Origin of the sequence: Rhodoferax sp. PAMC 29310 (assembly GCF_017948265.1) — a bacterium.
GTDB lineage: Bacteria > Pseudomonadota > Gammaproteobacteria > Burkholderiales > Burkholderiaceae_C > Rhodoferax.
In genome coordinates, this window is sequence record NZ_CP072852.1 from 3,201,756 (window position 1) to 3,227,102 (window position 25,347).

At 61.6% G+C, this 25,347-nt stretch carries 22 protein-coding genes; 10 read left to right on the top strand and 12 right to left on the bottom strand.

Translation table 11 applies throughout. The features are described from left to right. Positions 1 to 12: 12 nt before the first annotated feature. A complete protein-coding gene (locus J8G15_RS14940; protein WP_210543032.1) occupies positions 13 to 591 on the bottom strand; it encodes an NnrU family protein in 579 nt (192 codons plus the stop codon). A gap of 13 nt (positions 592 to 604) precedes the next feature. Next, on the bottom strand, positions 605 to 2,176 hold the full coding sequence (locus J8G15_RS14945; RefSeq protein ID WP_210543033.1) for a GGDEF domain-containing protein: 1,572 nt from the start codon (positions 2,174 to 2,176) through the stop codon (positions 605 to 607). A gap of 179 nt (positions 2,177 to 2,355) precedes the next feature. Here J8G15_RS14945 and J8G15_RS14950 point away from each other — a divergent pair, with 179 nt between their 5' ends. The 3 genes from J8G15_RS14950 (at position 2,356) to J8G15_RS14960 (ending at position 4,960) form a co-directional block, all read left to right on the top strand. Then, positions 2,356 to 2,784 (top strand): CBS domain-containing protein, encoded by a 429-nt coding sequence (locus J8G15_RS14950; protein WP_210543034.1) that lies wholly within the window; start codon positions 2,356 to 2,358, stop codon positions 2,782 to 2,784. Positions 2,785 to 2,894: 110 nt separating this feature from the next. After that, the gene (locus J8G15_RS14955) at positions 2,895 to 3,275 is read left to right on the top strand and encodes a DUF6394 family protein (RefSeq protein ID WP_210543035.1); all 381 of its coding nucleotides are present in this window, start codon (positions 2,895 to 2,897) and stop codon (positions 3,273 to 3,275) included. Continuing rightward, positions 3,272 to 4,960 carry a TrkA family potassium uptake protein gene (locus J8G15_RS14960; RefSeq protein ID WP_210543037.1) on the top strand — a complete coding sequence of 563 codons (1,689 nt, stop codon included), beginning with the start codon at positions 3,272 to 3,274 and terminating at the stop codon, positions 4,958 to 4,960. Before J8G15_RS14955 ends, J8G15_RS14960 begins: the two co-directional genes overlap by 4 nt. Here the strand turns inward: J8G15_RS14960 and J8G15_RS14965 are convergent. The 3 genes from J8G15_RS14965 to tkt all read right to left on the bottom strand — a co-directional run bounded on the left by J8G15_RS14965 (position 4,957) and on the right by tkt (position 9,240). After that, complete coding sequence (locus J8G15_RS14965) at positions 4,957 to 5,904, bottom strand: mechanosensitive ion channel family protein (protein ID WP_210543039.1); 948 nt, start codon at positions 5,902 to 5,904, stop codon at positions 4,957 to 4,959. The genes J8G15_RS14960 and J8G15_RS14965 overlap by 4 nt on opposite strands. A 222-nt stretch (positions 5,905 to 6,126) precedes the next feature. Then, entirely contained in the window at positions 6,127 to 7,125 is a 999-nt protein-coding gene (gene gap / locus J8G15_RS14970) for a type I glyceraldehyde-3-phosphate dehydrogenase (RefSeq protein WP_210543041.1), read from the bottom strand. A gap of 54 nt (positions 7,126 to 7,179) precedes the next feature. Continuing rightward, a complete protein-coding gene (tkt, locus tag J8G15_RS14975; protein ID WP_240538314.1) occupies positions 7,180 to 9,240 on the bottom strand; it encodes a transketolase in 2,061 nt (686 codons plus the stop codon). A 168-nt stretch (positions 9,241 to 9,408) separates the two neighbouring features. Here tkt and J8G15_RS14980 point away from each other — a divergent pair, with 168 nt between their 5' ends. Both J8G15_RS14980 and J8G15_RS14985 read left to right on the top strand, forming a co-directional pair. After that, positions 9,409 to 10,530: an NADH:flavin oxidoreductase/NADH oxidase gene (locus J8G15_RS14980; RefSeq protein WP_210543043.1), complete on the top strand. Its 1,122-nt coding sequence runs from the start codon at positions 9,409 to 9,411 to the stop codon at positions 10,528 to 10,530. 80 nt (positions 10,531 to 10,610) lie between these two features. Continuing rightward, positions 10,611 to 11,342: a sugar phosphate nucleotidyltransferase gene (locus J8G15_RS14985; protein ID WP_210547608.1), complete on the top strand. Its 732-nt coding sequence runs from the start codon at positions 10,611 to 10,613 to the stop codon at positions 11,340 to 11,342. A 207-nt stretch (positions 11,343 to 11,549) separates the two neighbouring features. Here J8G15_RS14985 and J8G15_RS14990 read toward each other — a convergent pair whose 3' ends face one another. Further along, entirely contained in the window at positions 11,550 to 11,840 is a 291-nt protein-coding gene (locus J8G15_RS14990) for a hypothetical protein (protein WP_210543045.1), read from the bottom strand. Positions 11,841 to 12,104: 264 nt separating this feature from the next. Here J8G15_RS14990 and J8G15_RS14995 point away from each other — a divergent pair, with 264 nt between their 5' ends. Continuing rightward, a complete protein-coding gene (locus tag J8G15_RS14995; protein WP_210543047.1) occupies positions 12,105 to 15,662 on the top strand; it encodes an L-glutamate gamma-semialdehyde dehydrogenase in 3,558 nt (1,185 codons plus the stop codon). Positions 15,663 to 15,735: 73 nt separating this feature from the next. On the opposite strand, the gene J8G15_RS15000 is transcribed toward J8G15_RS14995, so the two are convergent. The 3 genes from J8G15_RS15000 to J8G15_RS15010 all read right to left on the bottom strand — a co-directional run bounded on the left by J8G15_RS15000 (position 15,736) and on the right by J8G15_RS15010 (position 18,027). Further along, positions 15,736 to 16,527, bottom strand: coding sequence for a triacylglycerol lipase (locus tag J8G15_RS15000; RefSeq protein WP_210543049.1), 792 nt, complete (start codon positions 16,525 to 16,527; stop codon positions 15,736 to 15,738). 168 nt (positions 16,528 to 16,695) lie between these two features. Then, on the bottom strand, positions 16,696 to 16,884 hold the full coding sequence (locus J8G15_RS15005) for a hypothetical protein (protein ID WP_210543050.1): 189 nt from the start codon (positions 16,882 to 16,884) through the stop codon (positions 16,696 to 16,698). 9 nt (positions 16,885 to 16,893) lie between these two features. Next, the gene (locus tag J8G15_RS15010; protein WP_370627428.1) at positions 16,894 to 18,027 is read right to left on the bottom strand and encodes an ABC transporter substrate-binding protein; all 1,134 of its coding nucleotides are present in this window, start codon (positions 18,025 to 18,027) and stop codon (positions 16,894 to 16,896) included. A 254-nt stretch (positions 18,028 to 18,281) separates the two neighbouring features. Here J8G15_RS15010 and J8G15_RS15015 point away from each other — a divergent pair, with 254 nt between their 5' ends. From J8G15_RS15015 to J8G15_RS15025, 3 genes are all read left to right on the top strand, one after another. After that, a complete protein-coding gene (locus tag J8G15_RS15015; protein WP_210547609.1) occupies positions 18,282 to 19,679 on the top strand; it encodes an aminopeptidase P N-terminal domain-containing protein in 1,398 nt (465 codons plus the stop codon). A gap of 108 nt (positions 19,680 to 19,787) precedes the next feature. After that, positions 19,788 to 20,012 carry a YdcH family protein gene (locus J8G15_RS15020; RefSeq protein ID WP_210543054.1) on the top strand — a complete coding sequence of 75 codons (225 nt, stop codon included), beginning with the start codon at positions 19,788 to 19,790 and terminating at the stop codon, positions 20,010 to 20,012. Between the two features lie 30 nt (positions 20,013 to 20,042). Next, positions 20,043 to 21,527, top strand: coding sequence for a CYTH and CHAD domain-containing protein (locus tag J8G15_RS15025; RefSeq protein WP_210543056.1), 1,485 nt, complete (start codon positions 20,043 to 20,045; stop codon positions 21,525 to 21,527). Positions 21,528 to 21,647: 120 nt separating this feature from the next. Here the strand turns inward: J8G15_RS15025 and J8G15_RS15030 are convergent, their stop codons facing one another. Then, positions 21,648 to 21,923 carry a hypothetical protein gene (locus tag J8G15_RS15030; protein ID WP_210543058.1) on the bottom strand — a complete coding sequence of 92 codons (276 nt, stop codon included), beginning with the start codon at positions 21,921 to 21,923 and terminating at the stop codon, positions 21,648 to 21,650. A gap of 21 nt (positions 21,924 to 21,944) precedes the next feature. Here J8G15_RS15030 and J8G15_RS15035 point away from each other — a divergent pair, with 21 nt between their 5' ends. Further along, positions 21,945 to 22,373 carry a YccF domain-containing protein gene (locus J8G15_RS15035; RefSeq protein ID WP_210543061.1) on the top strand — a complete coding sequence of 143 codons (429 nt, stop codon included), beginning with the start codon at positions 21,945 to 21,947 and terminating at the stop codon, positions 22,371 to 22,373. A 174-nt stretch (positions 22,374 to 22,547) separates the two neighbouring features. Here the strand turns inward: J8G15_RS15035 and J8G15_RS15040 are convergent, their stop codons facing one another. Together J8G15_RS15040 and J8G15_RS15045 are read right to left on the bottom strand one after the other, a co-directional pair. Continuing rightward, on the bottom strand, positions 22,548 to 23,168 hold the full coding sequence (locus J8G15_RS15040) for a flavin reductase family protein (protein ID WP_210543063.1): 621 nt from the start codon (positions 23,166 to 23,168) through the stop codon (positions 22,548 to 22,550). A 136-nt stretch (positions 23,169 to 23,304) separates the two neighbouring features. After that, on the bottom strand, positions 23,305 to 25,284 hold the full coding sequence (locus J8G15_RS15045; protein WP_210543064.1) for a hypothetical protein: 1,980 nt from the start codon (positions 25,282 to 25,284) through the stop codon (positions 23,305 to 23,307). Between the last annotated feature and the right edge of the window lie 63 nt (positions 25,285 to 25,347).

Consider the following 25,347-nt stretch of genomic DNA (forward strand, 5'->3'; position numbering starts at 1 on the left):
CAATATTTGCCGTCAACCCAAGGGCCGCACGCCGATCAACAGGCCGTGCAGCCATAAAGTGAAAATAACCCAGGCTCCCACGCCCAATGCAACGGTCACTGCGGTTGCGCCCGCCGTGCCGGACGGGTAATGGATGCCCTGGCGCTGGTCCCGCCGAGTAGATGCGATCCAGTCCAGTGCGCCCCAGGCCAGAAATGAACCAAAAAGCAAAATTTGGCCTAGATTTCCGTTGGCCATCAGGTGTGCCACTGCCCACATCACTACTCCCTGCACCATGGGATGGTGCGTTCGTGCTTTGATACTGTTGCCCGGCACGTAGGCGGCCGCCAGCAATACAAAAGCGCCTAGATTGATCGCAGCGGCCACATGACGCAGGCTGAAAGGCGGACTCCAAAGTTGAGTTGGCATTTGACGGACCCGGCCAAAGCCCCAGACGATCAGCGCGAAGCCCAGCACCGACAACAGCGAATAAATCGCCTTCCAGACCAAGGGGCCCATGCGCTCGCGTGTGCGGGTGCGCCAGTCGTCGCCGACGATGCGAACCGAATGAATGCCGAGGAAAATCAGCAATCCAAGCAGCAAATAGCTCATGTTGGTACTCCTTTCATGAGGCGCCCAGCACGCGGTTCTTTCCCGACCGCTTGGCCAGGTACATGGCTTGATCGGCTCGGCGAATGGCCTCAATGCCCGTTTCATCGCTGTTCATTTGCGCCACCCCCGCGCTGAAGGTGATCAGCACCTTTTCAGCTCCGGCCATAAAGAAGTGCTTGGTGAGTTCACGTTGAAGCCGGGTCATGGCCTCAATGCCCTTGTCTTGCGCGGTGTCTGGCAGTAAAAGTACAAATTCTTCGCCGCCGTAGCGGGCCAGCGTGTCTTGAGGCCGCATGGCGTCTCGTGCCACCTTGGCCAGGTGGGTGAGCGCTGCATCGCCAGTGGCGTGGCCCAACTTGTCGTTGATGTTTTTGAAGTTGTCGATGTCAAGCAAGGCCATGCACAGGGGCGTGTTGGTGCGACGTACCTTGGACACTTCACGCTCCAGAGCCTCGTCCAGCCCTTTTCGGTTCAACGCGCCCGTGAGGGGGTCATGACGAGCCTGGGTACTGGCCCGGTCCAGTTCCTGATGAAGGGTGGCGAGCTCGACTTCGGTGGCGAGTGCTTTCTCACGCATGCCGTTGAGCTCGTCCCGGATGGCCTGGCTGTCGCGGGCCATAGCCCGCGTTGCCCCAATGACCGTCTTTAATACAGGCGCAATGTCCGAGATGGTTTTGGCCTGCTCAATCAGACGGCCGTTTTCCTCCAGGGTGTTGCGGAACTCCCCGGTGGTCTCTGTCATGGTCGTCAATCGCCCCACAAATGTGGCGAGCAAAAGGCGCATTTCTTCCTGCGCCTGCAGGGTCTGCCCCATGGTCTCCTTTTGTTTGATGATGACGTCGACGAGCAGCGACTCCACTTCGTCCAGGCGGCGCAAGGTCATCGGTGGCGCGCAGGCCGTCAGCAGTGAGCCGATCTGGCCCGTCAGCCAGCTGTCTTCGATGCTCAACTCGCCAATGTTTTTGATGATGAGGTTCAGCAGTTTCAGCAAGGTTTTGTGTACTGCAACCTGCTCTTCGGCGGCGAAGGACACACGGTGCCCAAAGTTGGCCAGCATCAATTTCAAAGTCACCGGGCTGGCGCCGGGCTGGCGCATGGCGGTCAACAGGTTGGTCGCCTGTTCGTTGAAACGGGCGTCGTCGGTGCCCAGGGCTGGCAAGGCGTACTCCACCATGCGGGCGATCTGTTCAAAAAAGTCGGTGGTGAGCGCAGGCGCCGTCGCTGTGGTTGCTGCGGTTGTGGCAGGCTCCGGTGTGGAGGCAACGGCCGGTTTGACGGGCTCTGCGGGGGCGACCGCGGCAGGGCTGAATCCACCGTATGCCATCAGGGCGGCCTTCACTCCTTCCCAATTGAGGTTGCCAATGGCGGAGTCCAGCAAGCCCTTTTGGCGTTGCTGCCCGGGTGTCTTGGTTGGCAAGGCCTGGGAAATGTCGCGCAGCCGGTCTTGGGGAAAAGGGGGCTCGAGCGGAATCCCCGAGACCTCGCTGTAAACCAACTGGTAGTTGGCGGGGGTTGGGGTCAATTTCCGTGCCGTGAGCTGTTTAAGGGTCTCACGGGCAATTTCGAATGGTTTCATTTCGGTCATTGGCATGTTGCTATACAAAAGATAGCTGATTTCGCTTGATTGACTAAGCTACAGGCGTATTATGGCGACAAGAGTTCGTGGGGATCGAGTGGTTGGGCTACTTGCACCCCGCTGCTTGGCGTTACATTACAGATTAATCACTTTGTGCATTCGGCTTGACTCAATTGAAGGGAGTTTTGATGAAACCCATACAGGAATTGCTCAAAGGGCGCGAATCGACCGCCTATCAGGTCAGCCCGTCAACCACGGTGTTTGTCGCGCTTCAACTTCTGGCTGATCACGGTGTGGGCGCCATGCTCGTGATGGACCAGGACAAATTGGTGGGTGTGGTGTCCGAGCGGGACTACACACGCAAAGTGGCCCTGCAAGGGAAAAATTCCAAGGAAACCACAGTCGCAGACATCATGACGGGGAACCCATTCACCGTCACGCCGAAAACCGGCACCCGCGACTGCATGGCCTTGATGAGCCAAAAGAAAATCCGGCACTTGCCGGTGGTGGACGGCGCCACTGTGTTGGGCTTGATCTCGATGCGCGATTTGATGGACGACATCATTGCCGAGCACGAGCAAACCATCTCCCAATTAACCCACTACATCAACAGTTAAGCGTCGAATTGATGTTTGCGCAGCCGCACCGCCGGTGGTGGCGCCTGTTGTTTGCCAAATCCATAGAAGATCCGCCCGGAGCGGACCTCTTACACCTATCGGACTGATCCATGAGCACTGAACGTGTCCTGTTTGCCTTTGTCATTGTTCTGGCGCTGACGCTGAACGTGGGTTTCATCGTCGGCGACATTGCCAACATTCAGCATCACAACATTTACGAACTGTTTGCCGCCGTGGTTGTGAGCCTGATCGCCACGGTGATGAAGTTTGGCGACCGGTCCCCCTTGGGGTCGACCATGCTGGCCACCAGCCTGATTGCCGATTTGCAACTGATCGCTGCGGCCGTCGCATGGGGTCTGTACAGCCAATCAGGAGTCGAACTGAATGAGCACCAAACGGTGACGGTGATCTCTTTGGCCATCGGCGCGGCAGTGGCCAATGTCGTCTCGGTGGTGTTGTTGATTATTGAGATGGCCAACCTGAGACGATGAGCTACCCCGCTTCGCGGACCCGCCACGGCATCTTCATCTTGTTGCGCCGTTTGCGCAAGCCATTGACGATCCTGATCTGTGTGTATGCGGTGGCTGTGTTGGGGTTTACGTTGGTTCCCGGCGTAGACCCAGAGGGGCAGCCGTGGACGATGAGCTTTCTTCACTCGTTCTACTTTGTCAGCTTTCTGGGCACCACCATTGGACTGGGGGAGATTCCTTACCCTTTTTCGGACGCACAGCGCTTGTGGGCCACGGCCTCGATTTATGGCACGGTGGTGGCATGGTTGTATGCCATTGGTGGTTTGTTCAGCGTGTTGCAGGACCCCTTGTTTCGTCGCATTGCGGATGAAAATGCGGTGGCGCGCGCCGTGCGGCACATGAGCCAACCTTTTTATCTGATCTGCGGCTACGACGACGCCGGCAACCGGGTGGCCCGTGAGTTGGCGCAGGACGGCGCTCACATTGTTGTCATTGACACGGAGTCAGCCCGTGTGGATTCAGTCGAGGTGGACGAACTCTCTTTGGCCGTGCCTGCCCTGTGTGGCGATGCCAGTGACCCCAAAACGCTGGTGTTGGCCGGTTTGACGAGCGGCTACTGCGCAGGCGTGCTGGCCTTGACCGGTGACGATTTCGTCAATACCAAAATTGCCCTGACGGCGCGACTATTGAGCCCGGACATTCCTGTGCTCAGTGCGGTTCGCTATCACGCCGCCCATGCCCGCATGGCAGCGGCCGGTGCGGACCACATCATCAACCCCTATGACACCTTTGCCGAACGGGTGGCACTCTCCATTCGCACGCCGAGTCTGCATGTGATCTACGAGAGCTTGACGACCCAATCCGGCACAGCCATGAACGAGCCCCCGCAGTTGCCCACCGGGCGCTGGATTTTGTGTGGCACTGGCCTGTTTACCCGTACGTTGCACCGCCAGCTTGAGCGGCTGAAGATTGACAGCGTCGTGATTGACCCGGAGTTGACGGAGGATGAGGTCGATGCGCATCACCTGAAGGGTGACCCCACGGATCCCGCCGTGTTGCGCGAAGCCGGTGCCGAAGAGGCCAGCGCACTCGTGGGCGGCACAGCGGTTGATATTGACAACCTGGCCATTGCGCTGGCGGGCCGGGGCATGAACAAGGACCTCTTCATCGTCGCCCGCCAAACCCAGCGTCGCAACAGCTTGATCTTCCGTGCGGCGCCGGTGGACCTGGTCATGCTGTCGGGTTATGTGCTGGCGGGCGAGGTGTTGCGGGTGATTCGTGCCCCCCAGTTGGCCACCTTTTTGCGCCGAGCACGCGACGAGGACGAGGCTTGGGCGGCTGACTTGCTGCAAACCATGCGCGACGTCATTGGCAAAGAAGTGGTTGAGTCCTGGTCGGTGACCATCAGCCCCGCGCAAGCCCGCACGGTTTGCCGCGCTATGGCGGGTTCGGAGACGGTGACTCTTGGGCAGTTATTGACACGTGCCGACGGGAGCGGCGATCCTCTCCAAGCCGTGCCGCTTCTTTTGCAACGCGGCCAGGAGCGCATGCTGCGTCCCGCCCTGGATACGCCCTTGCAACTGGACGATCGCATCCTGTGTTGTGGCAGCAATTCGGCGCGGGCCACCATGCGCCACAACTTGGTGGGCCATTCGCTGCCCATCATGAACTATCAGGCCAGTGAGCGGCCGGTTACCGGCGCTTAAGCCTGGGTCTCACCGGGTGGTGCTGATGTGGGGTTCGTTTGCGGCGCGCTGGTGTCCATGCGTACGTTGAGCGTGCCGGAGCGCACATGCAAGTTCCGCTGCGGGAAGGGAATCTCAATCTTGCGCGCTGCCAACTCATCGTCCAGTGCCCACATCAGCTTGGCATGGGTGGAAGCGGGTCGGGTCGTGAGATCGCGGTCGGCCCAGACAATCAGCTCGTAATTCACTGAGCTGTCGCCATACGCCACCAGCCAGACCGCCGTCTGCATCTCCTTGTGGTGCACCACGCCGGGCACCTTGAGCGCGGCGGCGATGCCGGCCTCCCGCACCAACTCCTTGGCCGTGCCATAGGCCACGCCAAAGGGAATGTGCATGCGCCGGTAGGAGTCGTCCAGTGTCCAGTTCACGACCCGGCCATTGATGAATTCGGAATTGGGCACCAGCACATCAAGCGAGTCATTGCTGCTGACGCGGGTGTAGCGCATGGCGATTTCCCGCACATGGCCGCGCACGCCGGATTCAAGTTCCACAAAATCGCCGACCTTCAGACTGCGCTCCAGCAAAATGATGACGCCTGAAACAAAGTTGCTGAAAACGTTTTGAAGGCCAAATCCAAGACCCACCGCCAAGGCACTGCCCAGCAGCGCAATGCTGGTGAGGTCGATGCCCAGGTAGTTCATGCCGATGATGGTGCCAAACACCCAGACGCTATAACGCAGCAAACGGCTGAGCATATGGATGCGGGCGAACTTCCAGGGCTCGTCCTCATAACGTTGGGTCAGGCGGTGCAGGCTGCGCTCCAGCAGACTCGCGAATGACCAGATGCCGACAATGAAGATGATCGCCAACAACAGGGCGCCCACGGTTACGCTGGTCGTGCCGACGCTGAACAGCCGCAAGCCCAGGGCCGCGGCCAGAAATCCCAAATAGTCCTGATTCATCATCGTATCCCCGGATACCGGCCGCCACGACACCGTCACAGAACGGCAGGGGGCCAACCACGCGCGAATTGTAGGTCGTGTATTCGCCATGAAAACGGGGCTTTTTGAGTCCCATTGCCTGGGTCTACCCACCACGCGCCCACAAAAAAGGCCTGACTCAGTCACTGAGTCAGGCCTCGGCATTCGCTGACATCACCCGCAAGCCGGGTGCGTCAAAGGATGCGTTTACTTGGCGACCACGCGCACCATTTCCAGGCACTTGCTGGAGTAGCCCCATTCGTTGTCGTACCAAGACACGACCTTCACAAATGTGCTGTCCAGAGACATGCCGGCGTCGGCGTCAAACACGGAGGTGCAGCTCTCGCCACGGAAGTCGGTGGACACCACTTTGTCAGTGGTGTAGCCCAAGACACCCTTCATGGGGCCTTCAGAGGCGGCCTTCATGGCGGCGCAGATGTCAGCGTAGCTGGCTTCCTTGAGCAGCTCCACGGTCAAGTCCACCACCGACACGTCGGAGGTGGGCACGCGGAAGGACATGCCGGTGAGCTTTTTGTTCAACTCAGGAATCACCACGCCCACCGCTTTGGCAGCGCCGGTGCTGGAAGGAATGATGTTTTCCAGAATGCCACGGCCACCGCGCCAGTCTTTGTTGGACGGGCTGTCGACGGTCTTCTGGGTCGCGGTAGTCGCGTGCACGGTGGTCATCAGGCCCCGTTTGATGCCGAAGCTGTCGTTCAACACCTTGGCAATTGGGGCCAGGCAGTTGGTGGTGCACGAGGCGTTGGAGATGATGGCCTGGCCCGCGTAGGTGCTGTCGTTCACGCCGAAGACAAACATCGGAGTGTCGTCTTTGGAGGGCGCGGACATGATGACCTTCTTGGCACCCGCCGTGATGTGCTTTTGAGCGGTTTCCTTGGTCAGGAACAGGCCGGTGGACTCGATCACCACGTCAGCGCCGACTTCAGACCAGTTCAGCTCGGCGGGGTCTTTGACGGCGGTCAGGCGGATCTTCTTGCCATTGACGACCAAGTGGTTGCCCTCAACGGCGATATCGCCCTTGAAGCGGCCGTGCACCGAGTCAAACTGCAGCATGTAAGCCAGGTACTCTGGCTCCAGCAGGTCATTGATGCCCACGACTTCAATGTCCTTGAAGTTCTGGATGGCAGCACGAAACACCATGCGCCCAATGCGGCCGAAGCCGTTGATACCAATCTTGATCGTCATTTGCTTTTCTCCACTAGTTAAAACATGAAACCCGGGCCCGAAGGCCCCGCTCAATTACTTTTTGCGCAACACTTTTTCCACGGTATCGGCCACGTTTTCAGGCGTGAAACCGAAGTGCTTGAACAGCACCGGTGCGGGGGCGGATTCGCCGTAAGTGTCGATGCCGACTACAGCCGCGCAGCCGTATTTCCACCAACCTTCGGTGACGCCCATTTCCACCGCCACGCGCGGTGTGCCAGCCGGCAAAACAGTGCTCTTGTAAGCCGCATCTTGTCGGTCAAATGTGGTGTTGCTGGGCATGGAAACGACGCGAACAGCTATCTTTCTGGTAGCAAGAATTTCTTGCGCCTTCAAAGCCAGCTGCACTTCAGAGCCGGTGGCAATGATGATTGCCTGGGCTTTTTTCTTCATGCCCACCTCGGACGGCTCAGCCAGCACATAAGCGCCCTTGCTAATGTCACCCATGCCGGATTTGGGGGCGTAGTTGATGTTCTGGCGTGACAAGAGCAAAGCGGTTGGCTTGGTCTTGTTTTGCAGAGCCACGGCCCAGGCCACGGCGGTTTCAGCCGTGTCACCCGGACGCCACACGTCCAGGTTGGGAATCAGACGCAGGGAGGCTGCGTGTTCGATCGACTGGTGGGTGGGGCCGTCTTCGCCCAGACCGATGGAGTCGTGGGTGAACACATGCACCACCCGTAGCTTCATCAGGGCTGCCATGCGGATGGCGTTGCGGCTGTAGTCGCTGAAGGTCAGGAAGGTGCCGCCGTAAGGGATGTAACCCCCGTGCAGGGCCACGCCGTTCATGATGGCTGCCATGCCGAACTCGCGCACGCCGTAGTTGATGTGGCGCCCGCCATTGCCCATGCCGCTCAGGGAGTCAAAGCGCAGGTTGGGCGTGCTTTTGGTGTTGGTCAGGTTGGAGCCAGTCAGGTCGGCCGAACCACCCAGCATTTCCGGCAGGGCGGCAGTGAAGGCTTCCAGAGCGATCTGCGACGCTTTGCGCGATGCCACGGTTTCAGCCTTGGTGTGGGCGGCCACGGCGGTGTCCACAGCCACTTGGTGGAAGTTCTTGGGCAATTCGCCCTTCATGCGGCGAACCAGTTCTTTGGCCAACGCGGGGTGCGCTGCTTTGTAGGCTGCAAACTTGGCGTTCCATGCCTTCTCGGCGGCCACGCCGGCCGTCTTGCCGTCCCAAGCCGCGTAAATAGATTTTGGAATGACAAACGGCGCGTGCGGCCAGTTCAGGCTTTCGCGGGTCAGGGCAATCTCGTCGTTGCCCAAAGGCTCGCCGTGAGCCTTGGCGGTGTTGGCGCGGTTCGGGCTGCCTTTGCCGATGGCGGTTTTGCAGATGATCAGTGTGGGCTTGTCAGCGCAAGTCTTGGCCTCAGCAATAGTTTTGGCTACCAATTCGGCGTCATGGCCGTCGATGGGGCCGAGCACGTTCCAGCCGTAGGCCACAAAGCGCAGGGCGGTGTTGTCAATGAACCAGGGGGCCACTTGGCCGTCAATGGAAATGCCGTTGTCGTCGTACAGGGCGATCAGCTTGTTCAGCTTCCACGCGCCAGCCAAAGCGGCGGCCTCGTGGCTGATACCTTCCATCAGGCATCCGTCGCCCATGAAGGCGTAGGTGTTGTGGTTGACGACGTCGTGGCCGTCACGGTTGAACTCTTGTGCCAGCAGCTTTTCAGCTAGGGCAAAACCCACGGCATTGGTGATGCCTTGACCCAGAGGGCCGGTGGTGGTTTCCACGCCCGGTGTCACGCCATGCTCGGGGTGACCGGCGGTTTTGCTGTGCAGGGTGCGGAAGTTTCTCAACTCGACCATGGGCAGCTTGTAGCCAGTCAGGTGCAGCACCGAGTACAGCATCATGGATGCGTGGCCGTTGCTCAGCACAAAGCGGTCGCGGTCGATCCAGTTGGGGTTGCCGGGGTTGTGCTTGAGGTGGTCTCCCCACAAAGCCACGGCCATGTCGGCCATGCCCATTGGCGCGCCTGGGTGGCCCGAGTTGGCAGCTTGCACCGCGTCCATCGACAAGGCGCGAATGGCGTTGGCCATGTCGGCGCGGCTCACGCCGGTGGCGCTGCTTGGTTGTTCTGTTTGTTGTGTTTCGGACATGGCTGCCAACTCCGGGTAGTTCTGGGGTGAGGGGGGAAAACCCGGTATTTTAAGGGGGCGTGATTTCACGGCGATTTTTTGGAAGGCGTGTGTGCTACAAAACACGCTGTTTTCGCCCGCCGAGAGCGCTGTTTCTGTCCGTCAAAAATCCACAACAAAGTCACTCCCATGAGTCTCCTCTTCTCCCCACTGACCTTGCCCTCACCCAACGGCGGATTAACCCTGCCAAACCGCATTGTGGTGGCCCCCATGTGCCAGTACAACGCCCACGATGGCGAAGCCACCGACTGGCACCTGATGCACTGGGGCAATTTGCTCAACAGTGGTGCAGCCTTGTTCACGATTGAAGCCACTGCCGTGCTGCCTGAGGGCCGCATCACCCCCGCCTGTCTGGGCCTGTGGGACGAGCGCACCGAAGCGGCGTTGGCCGACACTCTACAGCGTGCCCGCCGGTTGGCACCGCATACCGCGGTTTGTATTCAGCTGGCGCACGCCGGCCGAAAGGCTTCCAGCGCCCTGCCTTGGGAGGGCGGCCAATTGTTGGCAGCCGAGTCGGGTGGCTGGGAGACGTTTGGCCCGTCAGCAGAGTCTCAGTTGCCAAGCGAGCCGCCACCCACCGCCCTGAGTCTGGCCCGCATGGCTGAGATCAAAGCGGCCTTTGTGCGGGCCGCCGAGCGCGCCCAGGCGATGGGCATTGAAGCGGTGGAGCTGCATGGCGCCCATGGTTACTTGATTCATGAATTTTTGTCCCCGCTGGCCAACCACCGGGACGATGAGTACGGTGGCAGTTTCGAGAATCGCATTCGCTTCCCGATGGAGGTCTTTGCCGCGGTGCGGGCGGTGTTCAAAGGACCGCTGGGTATGCGCCTGTCAGCGTCCGACTGGGTCGAGGGCGGCTGGGACGGTGAGCAAAGCGGGGTGCTCGCCCAGCGGCTGAAGGCGGTGGGGTGCGACTTCATTCACGTCTCTTCAGGCGGCGTTTCTCCCCAGCAAAAAATCCCTTTGGGCGCGGGCTACCAGGTGCCGCTGGCGCGCCAGGTGCGTGACGCCAGTGGCTTGCTGACCATGGCGGTGGGCTTGATCACCGAGCCGGCCCAGGCCGAGGCGATATTGCAGGCCGGGGATGCCGATCTGATTGCTCTGGCCCGTGCGTTTTTGTACCAACCCCGCTGGGGCTGGCTGGCGGCGGCTGCGCTGGGTGGCACGGTGCAGGCCACCCCCGCCTACTGGCGCTGTCTGCCGCGTGAGGCGCAAGCGGCATTTGGCAAAGTGAGTGTCGGCATGCGTTGATCCTTAACCCAGACCCCCCCATGAGCTCAGCACCCACGCCGCCTCCCCAGACTTCGCCGTCGACGACCCCCATCAAAGCCATGCTGCTGGCGGCGGGGCGGGGCGAGCGCATGCGCCCCTTGACCGACACCATTCCCAAACCTCTGCTGCCCGTGCGCGGCAAGCCGCTGATGCAGTGGCCGCTCGAAGCCTTGGCGCGCGGTGGTTGTGCCGAGGTGATGGTGAACACGGCCTGGCTGGGGGAGAAAATCAGCGACACGTTTCATAATATTTTCGTGCTTCAGCCTCTATCCAGCGAGCGGGAGAAGCTATCAATACAGAAGCAACTCCCATTGCGCTACTCCCACGAAGGCGTGGACTTTGGCGGTGCGCTGGAAACGGCGGGCGGCATTGCGCGGGCGCTGCCGCAGCTGGGGGAGGTGTTCTGGGTGCTGGCAGGTGATGTGTTTGCGCCTGACTTTGTGTTTGATGCCGAGGCCGTGGCACGTTTCAGGGCCAGCGACCACTTGGCCCATCTGTGGCTGGTGCCCAACCCGGCGCACAACCCGCGGGGCGATTTTGGCTTGGCGAACGCGCTGGCGCTGAACGACGCACCTGAGAAATTCACCTACAGCACCATCGGCCTGTACCGCGCCGCCCTGTTTGCGCCGCCTTGGTGTGATGTGCCACTGGGCAACCCGCTGGGCGTGAAGGCTGCGCTGGCGCCGCTGCTGCGCGCGGCCATGGCGCAGGGGCGGGTGTCGGCCGAGCTGTACACCGGGGCATGGACCGATGTGGGCACGCCCGAGCGGCTGCTGGCGCTGAACCGGTAACTGACAATCCCCCGGGCTGATCAGGGCCGGGTGGCTATCCACCCCCTCGACGGGTGGTACATCGCGGCTTCGTGCTTGGAATGTCAAACCACCCGCCGCCCGTGCGAGTTAGGCCGCTGATTCGCTGGGTGCATGGCCGGGTAGGCACCGAAGCAGCTGACTGCGTCGGATAGAAGCGCGCCTGCTGCGTACCCACCACCACAACGACTACCGATTGGCCACACGGGTCAACTTTGGGATACCTGGCGTGTCCGGTATCCGAAAGCATCGGCTAACGAGCTGCGCGCCTGGGATGCCTTGGCCCAGTTGCCGCGGTATTTGAGGATCATCCGAACGGGGTGCGTCGACATGGCGGTGGGGCAGCCATTGTTGACAAGCAATGCCCGGCCTTCGGAGCATCAATTGTTCGCGCAGAAGCTGGGAAAACTCTGTCGGGCTGAACTGCAGCGCCTTGCCGGTGTCGCAGATGGCGCGTTTGAGATCAAGGCTCAGCGCCATAGGCCACCTTCCTGTCCCATCTCAATGCCGCACGCTTGGCAAAACCGATGACTTTGCGCTGCTGGCAACGTCCCGGTACGCGGCCGGGTTGGCCATTGGGGCCAGTAGCCAATTCAAGCGAGCCCTAAGCGCAGCACGCAGCACTGCGTTGCAGGTATAGAGTGGTTAATCATTCGGTTAAATGAAAAAATACGGTGAATTATTCACCGAAAAAAGGCCGATCATCAGCGAACTAACCACCTCGTAGCTTTCAAAGGACCTCTTATGCCTCGCCAAATCGACCGCTTGCCGTTCCCCTATTTGCCGGAGGACGATGTGGTGTCAAGCCGTTTGCTTGCGTTGGAGGGGGCGTTGAACTGGGCCGCTGCCGCGCACATGGCGACGCCATGGGTGCAGTCGGTGCGCGACAATCCCCCGCCGTTCTGGGCCATGGAAAGCCTGCTCAAGGAGTACCCGATTTCCAGTGCCGAAGGCCTGGCTCTGATGCGCCTGGCCGAAGCCTTGTTGAGGGTGCCGGACGTTGAAACGGCGGTGGCGCTGACGGCTGACCAATTGGGGCGGGCCAATTTCGATGGCACTGCGGATTCCACCATGGCGCGCCTGTCGTCTTCGGCCATTGCGATGTCGAAGAAGTTTTTGCCGGGGAACGATGGCGAGTCGAGCCTGATGACCAAGCTGGGCGCGAAATCGGTGGTGGCTGCGACGCTGCGCGCCGTGCAATTGCTGGGCCGCCAGTTTGTGTTGGGCCAGACGATTGATGAAGGCATGAAAGAAGCCGTTGCTGCGCGCAAGAAACAACCGAATCTGGGTTTCAGCTACGACATGTTGGGCGAAGGCGCGCGCACCGATGCCGATGCACTGCGTTACCTGGCCAGCTACCAAAATGCCATCGCCGCCATTTCACGTACCGCCGATGCAAAGGGTTCACCAGCGCACAACGACGGCATTTCCATCAAACTCAGCGCGCTGCACCCGCGCTACGAAGATTTGCAATACGAGCGGGTGATGAGCGAGCTCCTGCCCCGCGTCTGGACACTGTGCGAAGCCGCGGCCAAGGCCAACTTGAACTTGACCATTGACGCCGAAGAGGTGGATCGCCTGGAGTTGTCTCTTGACGTTTTTGAGGCCTTGATTGCCCGGGTTGCCGAAAAGTTTCCCCAGTGGACGGGCTTTGGCCTGGCTTTGCAGTCTTACCAGACGCGCGGTGTCGAGCTCATCGAACACCTGGCTGCCATGGCGCGCCGCTACAAGGTCAAACTCATGTGCCGCCTGGTCAAAGGCGCTTACTGGGATGCGGAAATCAAACGCGCCCAAGAGCTGGGCTTGCCCGGCTACCCCGTGTTCACACACAAGCACCACACCGATGTGAGCTACCTCGCGTGTGCCCAGGCCCTGTTTGCGGCATCTGATGTCATCTTTCCGCAATTTGCCACGCACAACGCCGGCACCATTGCTGCGGTGCTGCAAATGGCGGAAAACGGCCCTGATGGGGTTGCTTACCCGTTCGAGCTGCAGCGTTTGCATGGCATGGGTGAGGGGGTTTACCGCGAAGTGTTGAAAAACCCCAAGATCCGCTGCCGTGTGTATGCGCCCGTGGGCGCCCACCGCGACTTGCTGGCCTACCTGGTGCGCCGCTTGTTGGAGAACGGCGCGAACTCGTCGTTCGTGAACCAGTTGGCGGATGAATCCGTGGGCATGGATGTTTTGTTCACCACCCCGTTGCGTCTGAGTCCTCAACCGGCCATGGCCCTGCCGGTTGACATGTTCGGCGCGGCACGCCGCAATAGCATGGGTCTGGACATGGCCGTGGTGCCCATGCGCCAGCCGCTGTTGGAGGCGTTGGAAAAAACCACGGTGCCCACCGTGCCGGTCTTTGATGTGACACAGGTAGGCGCCGCGGCTCAGTCATCACATGACGCCTTCAACGCCTGGAGCGCCACACCCGTGGCGACGCGCGCCCAAGCCTTGCGCAAGACGGCCGATGCCATGGAAGCCCAGCTGCCGGAACTGTGCGGCATGCTGGTCAAGGAAGCCTTCAAGACCTGGGCCGACGCGATTTCCGAGGTACGCGAGGCAGTGGACTTCTTGCGCTATTACGCCAATGAAGCCGAGCGCATCATGGCGACCTCGCCCCAGTTGTCGGCCCTTGGCCCGTGGGTGTGTATCAGCCCCTGGAACTTCCCGTTGGCCATTTTTTGTGGCCAGGTGGCGGCGGCTTTGGCCACCGGCAACACCGTGTTGGCCAAGCCGGCCGAGCAAACCCCGGCCATCGCCTTGATGGCCGTGAAATTGATGCACGACAGCGGCATCCCCCCCCATGCGTTGCAACTTCTGCATGGTCCCGGCGAAACCGTGGGTGCGGCGCTGGTGGAACAGCCGGGCGTCGCGGGCGTGGTGTTTACCGGCTCCACGCAAGTGGCCAAGATCATTCAGCGCGCACTGGCGGCCAAAGAGGGCCCCGTGGCACCACTGATCGCTGAAACCGGTGGCATCAATGTGATGTTGGTCGACAGCTCGGCCCTGCCCGAGCAAGTGGCCGACGCCGTGATGCAAAGCGCCTTTCGCAGCGCGGGCCAGCGCTGTTCGGCGCTGCGACTGTTGTGCGTGCACGAATCCGTGGCCGACGGCATGCTTGAAATGATTGAAGGTGCTGCCAAAGAGCTGGGTGTGGGCCGCGTGGGCGCCCTGACGACCGACTTGGGTCCCGTGATCGACAAGGAAGCGTTTGACAACATTCAGCGCCACGTCCAGCGATTGAATGGCGAAGCGAAATCGCGGCTGAATTTGCCTGTGGATGCGGCCTTGGCCAGCGAGCAGCCGCACATGATTTCACCGCAGATGTTCGAAGTGAAAGGCATCGCTTCGGTGAAGGCGGAAATCTTTGGCCCGGTCTTGCAAGTGGTGCGCTGGAAGGGTGACCCGGCCCAGGTGATCGCAAGCATCAACGCCCTGAACTACGGCTTGACCATGGGGATCCAGACCCGCATCGACAGCCGTGCGCAGGCCTTGGCCGCCTCGGCGAACGTGGGCAATATTTACGTGAACCGCAACATCATTGGTGCCGTGGTGGGCGTGCAGCCTTTTGGTGGCGAAGGCCTGTCCGGCACCGGTCCCAAGGCCGGGGGTCCGCACTACCTGCAGCGTTTTGTGCATGAGGCGCAAGCCCTCCCCGTCGCTCAGAAACTGCACGGCCAAGGGCAGGGCGTGAATGTGAAAGCCGCTGCTTTGGCGGTGCGCAACAGCGGCTGGTTGAAGAGTTCACTGGAGCAGCGTTGCACTTGGCTGGGGAAGTTGGGCGAGAAAGCGCTCGCAGCGGCTGCCAAACAGCAGTTGGCTGACCGGGTGCTGCCCGGCCCCACGGGCGAGACCAACGACCTGCGCTTGCACCCACGGGGCGTGGTGGCGGTGATTGCCGACCGAGTGGATGACACCGTCTTGGCGCAATGGTTGGGCGCGCTGGCCGGCGGCAACGCCTTGGTGGTGGCGGTGCCGAGCGAAGCCCGTGAGTCCGCCCGGACGGCGCTGAGCCAATGGGTCAGCGCAGGGCTTTCGGCTGCTGCCGTGCATGTGTTGGACACGCCTTTCGAAGCCGGTGCCGTGGCCTTGGCCGGCAGCGATGACATCGAAGCGATCGTGGCGCAGCCCGCCTACGCCACTGAGCTCAACCGCCGCATGGCCGCTCGCGATGGCGCGGTGGTGCCGCTGATCACCGAACCGCTACTGGGTTGTTTGTGGCGGCTGTGCGCCGAGCAAACCCTGACCGTCAACACCACCGCAGCGGGTGGCAACGTGGCGCTGTTTGCCGGTTTGTCGGCTCTTTGAAGAGGCCTGGTCGTTGAGCGAATGAGTGGCTGAGCCCTGTCCCCCGCATGACGGTGTTCGGCGACCCATCTGCCTACTTGCGCAAGCCGTCGCCTTCCTGGCCATACACCCGGGCCAGCATCCGGTCAAACTCCGCCCTGCGGCTCGCGACCAGTGGGCGGAGCACCCCCTTGTCCTGCAGCACGGTGATCAGCTTGGTCGGCGCTTGCAGCTTGTCGCCCATGATCTCAACATGGCCGGCCTGCACTTGCACGCGGTCCACCGTGACGCCGGTTTCGACCTGGGTGTTGCGTTGCTCGGCCAGCGAAAAAATATCATCACTTTCCAGGCAGCGGCCGTCGGCCTCACGGCGGCAACTGCCCTTTTCAGCAGTGTCAATCTTCAGGTAGTTGACCCCCGCCAACAACTGTCCGGGCTGGGTGATGAAGTCGGAAGAAAACGTGATGTCTTTCCACTTGGCGCCGGTGAAGATATTGCAACTCAGCGGCAACAGTCCCAAGGTCAAGGAGTAGAGCCAGCTCTTGCCGCAGGTGCTGGCTGCAGCGATGCCTGAGAAAGACACGGAGATCGTCACCAGGCGCCAGTCCACAGCCTGGGTGGCCGGCAACAACGGTGTCGGGTCCAGTGCGTCGGTCAGCGCCCAGCGCGCGATCAGTGCGCCTTGACTGTGACCGATGACGGTAACGGGCGGGTTGCCGGCCTGCCCGGCGAGCAGTGTGGCGGCGCGGCGCAGAGCGGCTGCGCTGTCGTCCAGCGCGGCGCGGTCATCGTAGGTGAGGCAGGCCGATTGTTGGCCCTGAAAAGCCAGCACCTGCGCCAGCGCGCGGAACTGTCCCGAGGACCCGAAACAGCCGTGGACCAGCACCGTGACCGGCTCGCCTGCCTTCAGTTGCAGGCTGCGGTCCGGGTTGTCGGTGCAGGGGCCCAGGCCGGCAATGCTGAGCGCGCGGTCGGGCGGCGGCAGGCGTCCGGGGTCCAGGTCGCGGGCGACGATGGGGTCGTGGGACGCGCAGTCAGCCAGCAGGCTGGCAGTTCAAAGCAGCAGGGTAATTTTTGTCATGTCCCGGAGGATAGTTCGGAAACCCCGTCGACTCCAGTCGGTGGGTGGCAAGCCGCTCATGCCTGGGTCGCAGGAGGCCTTGGCGCGCCGCGACTGCACGCGTTCATACCGCAGGGCGGGTGTCTGCAGCGTCGTGCGCCGGGTGGGGACCGATGTAGGCACGCCCAATGTCTAGCGGCGGACTTTGCCGTCCTCGGTCAACATGGTCATTTCCACAAATCGCGAGCCCGCGTTCTTGTCCGGTCCAAATTCGAAACTCATGCCTCCCACGTTGTAGCCTTGCATGCTTTGCAGGGCAGTGATCAGGCTTTCACGGGTCAGGCCTTTGCCGGCGCGGCGCGCAGCTTCTGTAAACACTTTGGCTGCCACAAAGCCTTCCATGCTCGTGTAATTGGGCGTGCTGGCGGTCAGCCCGGACGCCTGCAGGGCCTGCAGGTATTCGGTGGACACTGCCGAGGCCGAGGCGTAGGGAAAAGGCATGACCTGGCTGACCACCACGCCGCGCGCCACTGCGCCCAACTCGTCGCTCAAGGCCTGCGTGTCCACTAGGGACAGGTTGTACAGATTGCCTTTGAAGCCTGCTTGACGGGCCAGGCGCACAAACGTGGCACTGCTTTTGAAGGTGCCAATTTGAATGATCGCCTCGGGGTTGGCCGCCAGAATGGTTTTGAGCGCGGGGCCCACGTCGGTGGAGTTGGCATCGGCCTTGGCGGTGGCAACGGGTTTCAGGCTCAAAGGCGCCAGGGCGCGCACCACATCCTCCAAACCGGCCTGGCCGACATCGTTGTCCTGGTAAAACACCGCAATCTTTTTGATGCCGACCGTGCTGGCCTGCCGGATGATGGCGGAGGTTTCCTCAAAGTACGACGCCCGGACATGGAACACATAACGGTTAAAGGGGTCACGTAGCGACTGGGCGCCCGAGAGCGGCGCGAAAAACGGCACCTTGGCCTCGGTGGCCAGCGGCACGGCCGCCAGACTGGGCTGTGCGCCTACATAGCCAAACAGGGCCACCACACCATCCTTGATGAACTGGCGCGTGTTGGCGGCGGATTGAACCGGGTCCATGGCATCGTCCAGGCGCTTGAGTTCAATCAGCCGCCCGTTGACGCCACCTTTGGCGTTCAGCGTGTCAAAGTAAAGGCGGGCGCCCTGGTTGTATTGGCTGCCCAGCAGCAGGGACGGCCCGCTTAAGGGGACGGATTGGCCCAAAACAATATTTTTTTCCGATTGGGCAAAGGCGGGGCGCCCCATGGTCCAACCCAACGCAGCGGCGCTGCCAAGTACCTGACGACGATCGACCATGTTCATCCTTTTTCTGGTGAGTAGCCGCATGGCATTTGCCACCCGGGCCCAAATGTTGAGACATGGCCCCAGTTCAATATGCAGGGGGTCAGGCGTCTCACTGGGTCGAGATCGTACCCGCAGATTGTCGGTTCAGGGTTACTCCGGGCACCCGACAAGGAGGCGATTTTTTGCCCGGCGTTGCCCCTGTCTCGTTGGGGGGGTGACAATTTCCGCTTTAATGTCTGCTTGTCCCAATGCAGCCTCACGCCACCATGACCCAACGTGCCACCACCGCCCCCCACACTGAACGCCGCGCCAAGCTGGCCGCCCTGCTGGGCCCGCGCGGCATTGCCCTCATTCCCACCGCACCCGAGCAGCAGCGCAACCGCGACGCTGACTTTTTGTACCGCCCGGACAGCTACTTTTTCTACCTGACCGGCTTTGCCGAACCCAAGGGCTGGTTGGTGGTGACAGGCGACGGCAAGAGCACGCTGTTTTGCCAACCCAAAGACCTGGAGCGAGAAATCTGGGACGGCTACCGTGTCGGCCCTGACGCCGCGCCTGCCCAACTGGGTGTAGACGCATCGTTTTCCGTGGCCGATATCGACACCGAAATGCCCAAGCTGCTGGACGGGCGCAACACCGTGTGGTACCCGTTTGCCACCCACAAAGGGCTGGAAACCCAGGTGGAGGGCTGGCTGAACAAAGTGCGTGGCCGTCAGCGATCTGGCGCACTGTGCCCGGAACAGACCCGTGATGTGTGCAGCGTGCTCGACGAGATGCGCCTGATCAAAGACCCCTATGAACAGGCCACCATGCGCCGCGCCGCGCAGATCAGCGCTGGCGCCCATATTCGGGCCATGCAACTCACCGCCAGCATGTTGCGCCGGGGCGAAGACGTGCGGGAGTACCACCTGGACGCCGAACTCTTGCACGAGTTTCGCCGCCATGGCTCGCAGTACCCCGCTTACGGCTCTATCGTGGCCGCCGGTGCCAATGCCTGCGTGCTGCATTACCGCGCGGAGGCGGGCGCCGTCAAAGACGGTGAACTGGTGTTGATTGACGCCGGCTGCGAGTTGGATGGTTACGCCAGCGACATTACCCGCACTTACCCCGCCAATGGCCGCTTCACCGGCCCGCAGCGCGCCTTGTACGAGCTGGTGCTGGCTTCGCAAGAAGCCGCCGTGGCCGCCACCTGTGCTGGCGCGCGCTTCACTGACCCGCACGACGCCACGATCAAGGTGCTGGCGCAAGGCATGCTGGACGTGGGCCTCTTGGACAAAAACAAGGTAGGCAAGCGTGACGACGTGATCGAGAAACGCGCTTACTTTCCTTTCTACATGCACCGCACCAGCCACTGGCTGGGCATGGATGTGCACGACTGCGGCAGCTACAACGAACCCTCTGAGCTGGCCAAAACCAAGGAGCGCACCGACCCGCTCACCGGCCAAACGGTGGTCGACCGCCCCTCGCGAATTCTGCAAGCCGGCATGGTGCTCACCATTGAGCCTGGCCTCTATGTGCGCCCCGCCCAGGGTGTGCCCGAGCAGTTTCACAACATCGGCATTCGCATTGAAGATGACGCCCTGGTCACCGAGACTGGTTGCGAGTTGATCAGCCGGGGTGTGCCCGTGACCGTGGCTGAAATCGAGGCGCTGATGCGGGCCTAAGCCCGGCGGTGCTTGATCTCAAACATGGACGCCAACGGCTTCGCGGGTTAAAGTGGCCGGCCTGAAGCCTTGTGCAGGGCGTGTCCCTGCCTCACCTGAGGAGTCCCTATGTTCCCTGAGTTCCGCGACCTGATCACCGAATTGAAGACCAGCGACCATCATTTCATCCGCCTGTTTGACAAGCACAATGATCTGGACCGCGTTATCCGGCACAAGGAAGCGCATATGGAGCCGGCCACCCCCGAAGAAATCGAAACCCTCAAAAAGGAAAAACTCCTGCTCAAGGACCAGCTCTACGCCATCCTCAAAAAGGCCAGCGCCAGCGGTGCCTGAAGGCGAGTCAGTCGCCAGCGGGAGCTGTTTATGACATCAGCCCACACCCGCACTTCCCCGTCCTTTGTCGAGATCGAGCTCAAGCTCGCTTTGCCTGGCGCCGACACCGCCCTTGTGGCGCAGCGGCTGGCCCGCTCGCCCCTGTTGGCGCGGCGCAAACCTACACGCCAGATGCTGCGCAATGTGTACTACGACACGCCCGACCAGCAACTGCGCGGGCAACGCGTGGCTCTGCGCACGCGCCAGGTCGGCACCGAGGGCGCCACCCAGTGGCTGCAAACCCTGAAAATGGCCGGCACCAGCGACTCCGCCCTGAGCCAACGGGGTGAGTGGGAAAGCCCCGTGCCCGGTGCAGCCCTGTCGCGCAAGGCGCTGAAAGCCACTCCCTGGACGTCGTTGGACCCCGACGGCGCCGTTTTCAAAGGCCTGGCACCCGCTTTTTCCACTGACTTTGAACGCACGCTGTGGACTGTGCGCCGGCGCAACGGCAGTGTGGTCGAAGTGGCGCTTGACCAGGGCGAAGTCATTGCCGGTGGCCAGCGCGCGCCCATTTTTGAGCTGGAACTGGAGCTCAAAGCCGGCCCGCCCGAAGCCCTGTTTGAGTTGGCGCAGGAGTTGGCCCGCACGGTGGCGCTGGTCCCTGCCAGCATCAGCAAAGCCCAGCGTGGTTATGCGCTGGCGCAGGGCACGCTGGACGCGCCACTTACCGCACAGCCCGCTCGGCTCAAATCATGCCAAAGCCTGACCGATGCCGCCGGCCTGCTGTTGCGCGACATGTTCAACCAGTTCACCACCAATCTGATTGCCTTGAGCCACAACGACGACCCCGAGTTGGCGCACCAGGCGCGTATTGGCTGGCGCCGCTTCAAAAGCACACTGCGGCTGTGGTCGCCCGTGCTGGGACAAGAGGCCCGCCCGTCTTGGGCCGCGCTGCAACCCCTGCTCGACTGCCTGGGTGCATTGCGTGACCTGGACGTGGCCCGGCTGGACACCCTGCCCCCACTGGCTAACGCCTTTGTGGCCGGCGACCCGCGTCGGTCCGAGGTCTGGCAAAGCATGGCAGCGTCTTTGGATGCGGCCACTACTTTGCAAAGAAAAACCGTGCGTTACGCCCTGCAAGACCCCAGCGTGGGCGCCTGCCTGCTGCTCACGACACAGTGGCTGGCGGGTCTGGCGGGCACGCCAGCTTCCAGCTCAAAGTTGAAGCCTTGGGCGCGTCAGCAAATGGATCATTTGCACCACCATCTGAAGCGCGCGCGCAAGCGCACCACCACGCTGGAGCAAATTCACCGAACTCGTCTGCTGGCGAAGCGCCTGCGCTACGGCCTGGAGGCTCTGCAATCCCTGCTGCCCAAAGCACACACCCGGCGCTGGCGCGAGCAGGCCGTGGCGCTGCAAAACCGGCTGGGCAACAACCGCGATGTTGCCCTTGTTCCAGTTTTGTTGGCTGGGTTGGATATTGACGCCGGGCTGCTGGCTTTTCTGCGTGGTGTGGCCGTAGGCCGTGCAGGCTGACGCTGCTTGACGTGGCTGGTCACGGGTCAAGTCTGGCGCTGGATGGCTGTCTATTTTGGGCTCGACAGGAACAAGCACTAGCGCCATTGGGCAGGTCAAAGCCCAGAACCGCCCCGTCCGTCAGTTGTCTTTGCGGGTCACAATTTTGTCTTTTCTACGGGGCGTTCCGGCACGACCGGTCTTGGACCAGTCGTAGACTTGGCCGTCCGGTGTTTTTCCATCCACAACGGCATCCACCCCCGGTTTTCCAACCTGGTTCGGGTCTTCTGCAACCATGCTCACAAAGGAGAATCCCGCGTCGCGTTTCTCTTTGACCAGGGCTAGCGCATGGGAGAGCAGCTCCTCGTTTTGGGCGCAGGGTTCGTCAAGGGCGGCGGTCCAGTAAATTTTGAACATGATTCAGTAGGGAGAATGGATATGGGGTTGATTGGCAACGTGCTTTGGTTCGTCTTTGGCGGCTTTGTCATGGGTCTGGGCTGGTGGCTGGCTGGGCTGTTGGCGTTGCTCACCATCGTGGGCATTCCCTGGGCCAAAGCCTGTTTCGTGATCGGTCAATTTACGTTTTTTCCGTTTGGCAAAGTTGCCATAAGCAGAAAAAATCTGTCCAGGCGGGATGATATTGGAACCGGCACCTTGGGGCTTTTAGGCAATGTCATCTGGTTCATCTTTGCGGGTATCTGGCTGGCCATTGGGCATCTGCTTTCCGCGCTGCTGTGTTTTCTCACCATCATTGGTATTCCCTTTGGTTTGCAGCACTTGAAGCTGGCAGGCATCGCGCTGGCGCCAATTGGCAAAACCATCGTGGACAAGGACACTGCTGCCGGCGCTGGTTACACAGGGATTTGACGGAATGGATGCGTTGAGATGGATGGTTTGGCAAGTTAGACCAGGTCAACCTAAATTGCTCCTGAATAAATAGCTTTTCACGCCCGTGTTTATTGGGCTAAAGGCCAATTTGGCATCTATTTTGTCGCCCTCGGCTCGCCCGTTGTCACTGGACCGGGTGCAATGGGCTGTGCTTTATGCCGGGCGACGCATGTGCAGCAGTTGCTCCGGCCCCACCGTGAAATAGTCTCCCGGGCCCCCGGCGCGCAGCAGATGCCCGGCGCGGGCCGTGTCGTACACCCCGTCTTTCAACAGGCGCTGGGCAATGTGCACCGCCACCACTTCGCCCAGTACCAGCCAGGTCGGCACGGTGTCGCCGCTGATGCTTTGCAACTGCACGATTTGCGTGCAACGGCATTCAAAGCTCACCGGGCTTTGCTCCACGCGGGGCACATTCACCAGCCGTGAGGCCACGGGCGTTAACCCGGCCAGCACAAACTCATCCACCTCAGGCGGCACGGCCGCGCAGGTCTGGTTCATGGGCTGGGCCAGATCATGCGTCACCAGGTTCCAGACAAACTCGCCCGTCTGCTGCACATTGCGCAGCGTGTCCTTGGCGCCAATGCTGGCAAACCCCACGATGGGCGGGGTGTAGTTGAAGGCGTTGAAAAAGCTGTAGGGCGCCAGGTTGACCGAGCCATTGCTTCCCTTGGACGAAATCCAGCCGATGGGGCGTGGTCCTACGATGGCGTTGAATGGGTCATGCGGTAACCCATGACCGTGGCGGGGTTCGTAAAAGTGAATCGAATCAGACATGGATTGTTCCCAAATGAATCAGCTTGGAAGATACCAAAGTCAGAAAGGCGAAGTTGCGACGCGGACAAAGCCGACGTGAAAGCGCCCATCCTGGTCGCCCTGTTTCAACCACGGCCTCAAGGTTGAGTGGCGGCGGTCAAGTTCGGTTACTGGGGATGCCGGCACTGAGCAATGCCTGCGCCATCAACGCCTGGTGAGGCGCCATCTTGTGAGGGAAGCTGCGCTCGAAGACGCGGACTGAATAGCCGGGGTGGTCGCTGCAGGCGCGTTGTGCGAAGGCCCGGGCCTCGGCCGGACGTCCTGCAAGTGCCAGACAGGCGCCCGCGATGGCATGAATGTGGAAATGCGCGTTGGGCTCGGCCGTGGCCTGAACGCTCCAGGCGGCCGCCTCGTCGTATTTACCCTCAATCGCAAGTGATACCGCCCGCGCGCCCTCAACGGCAAAGAGGAGCGGATCGAGCGGGCTCAGCCGCTCGGCGGCGGCGAGTTCGGGCAGTGCCTGCATCGGCACCCCCGCATGCACCTGAATGAATCCGAGGGCGTAGTGCCCCTGCGCAAAGTTCGGGTTGATGAGGAGTGAGCGGCTCACGGATTGCAGCGCCTGGTCGTGTTCGCGTGCCAAAAACTGCGCCCGCCCCAATGTCCAGTACCCCATCGCGTCCCGCGGGTCGAGTTCGATGCTTTGTAGCCCATGCTCAAGCGCCAAGGCGACCTCAGCCCCTGGCACGGGTACGGCATTGAGAAACGCGCGCGAGTAATGGGTGAACGAAAGCCCGGCATGGGCACGCGCAAAGCGGGTGTCAAGCGCCAGCGCACGAAGCAGCAGAGCATGGGCCTGCTCGGTATGCTGGGCCGTGAAATGAAAGCAGTGCCACATCGCCCGGTGATAGCACTCCCAGGCGCTGAGGTCTTCGGGTGCCTTCGACCGCGCCCGTTCCACCTCCGCGCGCGCGATTTCCGGCTCGATGGCCGAGGCGATGGCGGTCGATACATCGTCCTGCACCGAAAACAGATCGCCCAGTGGCCGGTCGAAATGCTCACTCCAAAGCACGGTGTTGCGCAGCGAGTCGGCCAGCGTCACGGTGATGCGCACCCTCCGGTCGAGCCGCTGTGTCGTGCCATGCACCAGATAGCGCACGCCCAGCATCTGGCCGGCACGGGCCAGATCGGTCGTGCTGGCTGAAAACCGGGCTGCAGAGGCACGCGCTGTCACAAACAGACCTCGCAGGCGGCCGAGCGAAAGCGTCAGGTCGGAGGCCAGGCCCAGGGCGAGCACCGAGCCGCTGCCATGCCCGCCGAGATCGGTGAACCCCAGCACGGCGACCGACGGCTTGTCAGGGAGTTCGAGTGCCGAAGCCGGAGCGAGGCCGCGCCAGCTGGCCACCAAGGCATGGTCTGACAGGCCTTCCGCCCGGTAGCGCGTCCGCATGCGCTCAAGCGCATCGCGCGCACGCGTTTGGCCGTCGACTTCGACCGAGCGGGCGAGGTACTGGGCATTCGACTCGGTGTCGAAGGGGTCGAGCACCACGCGTTTGCGCGCCGTTGCCAGCGCAACGTCGGGATTGCTGGCGCGGGCGCTCTGCTCGTCGAGCACCTGGCGATACAGCTGGCGCACCGTTTCACGCTCGCCGTCGATCCAGAGTTGAAAATTGTTACCAAGCGCCAGATCCAAGTCGGCGGGGTAGTTTGAGGCGAGGGTTTTTTCCAGCGCACTCAGCTGCGCATCACTCACGTCAGAGGCGTTGAGCCCTAGCAGCGCCTTGGCCTCCACAACGTCGACCGTGACGAGCGTCGAATCGAGGGCGATGCCCTGTGCGTCGGCCTGCAAGGCCTGACCGCGCGGTGTTTCAAGCAGTGGACGCAGTTTGCTGAGACTCCAGCGCAAGGCCGCTCGTGGGTCGGCGGCGGACTCCCACAGCAACTCACACAAGGCCTCGCGGCGAACCGGGCGCGCCTCAATCGCGAGGTAGGCCAGCAAGGCCCGCGTCTTGCGCGACTTCGGAAGCGCGCGAGGGGCGCCGTTGCACAGCAGGGCGGTGTCGCCCAGCAGGTGCAGAAGCAGCGGTTTAGCGTGGCTAGCCATGGTTTTTTTATTGGATCCGGCCCCCATGAACATCAGGCGGTCGGCAGTGAAGTATCAAACCCATTGAAGAAAACTACAACGGCCATTCAAACGCTG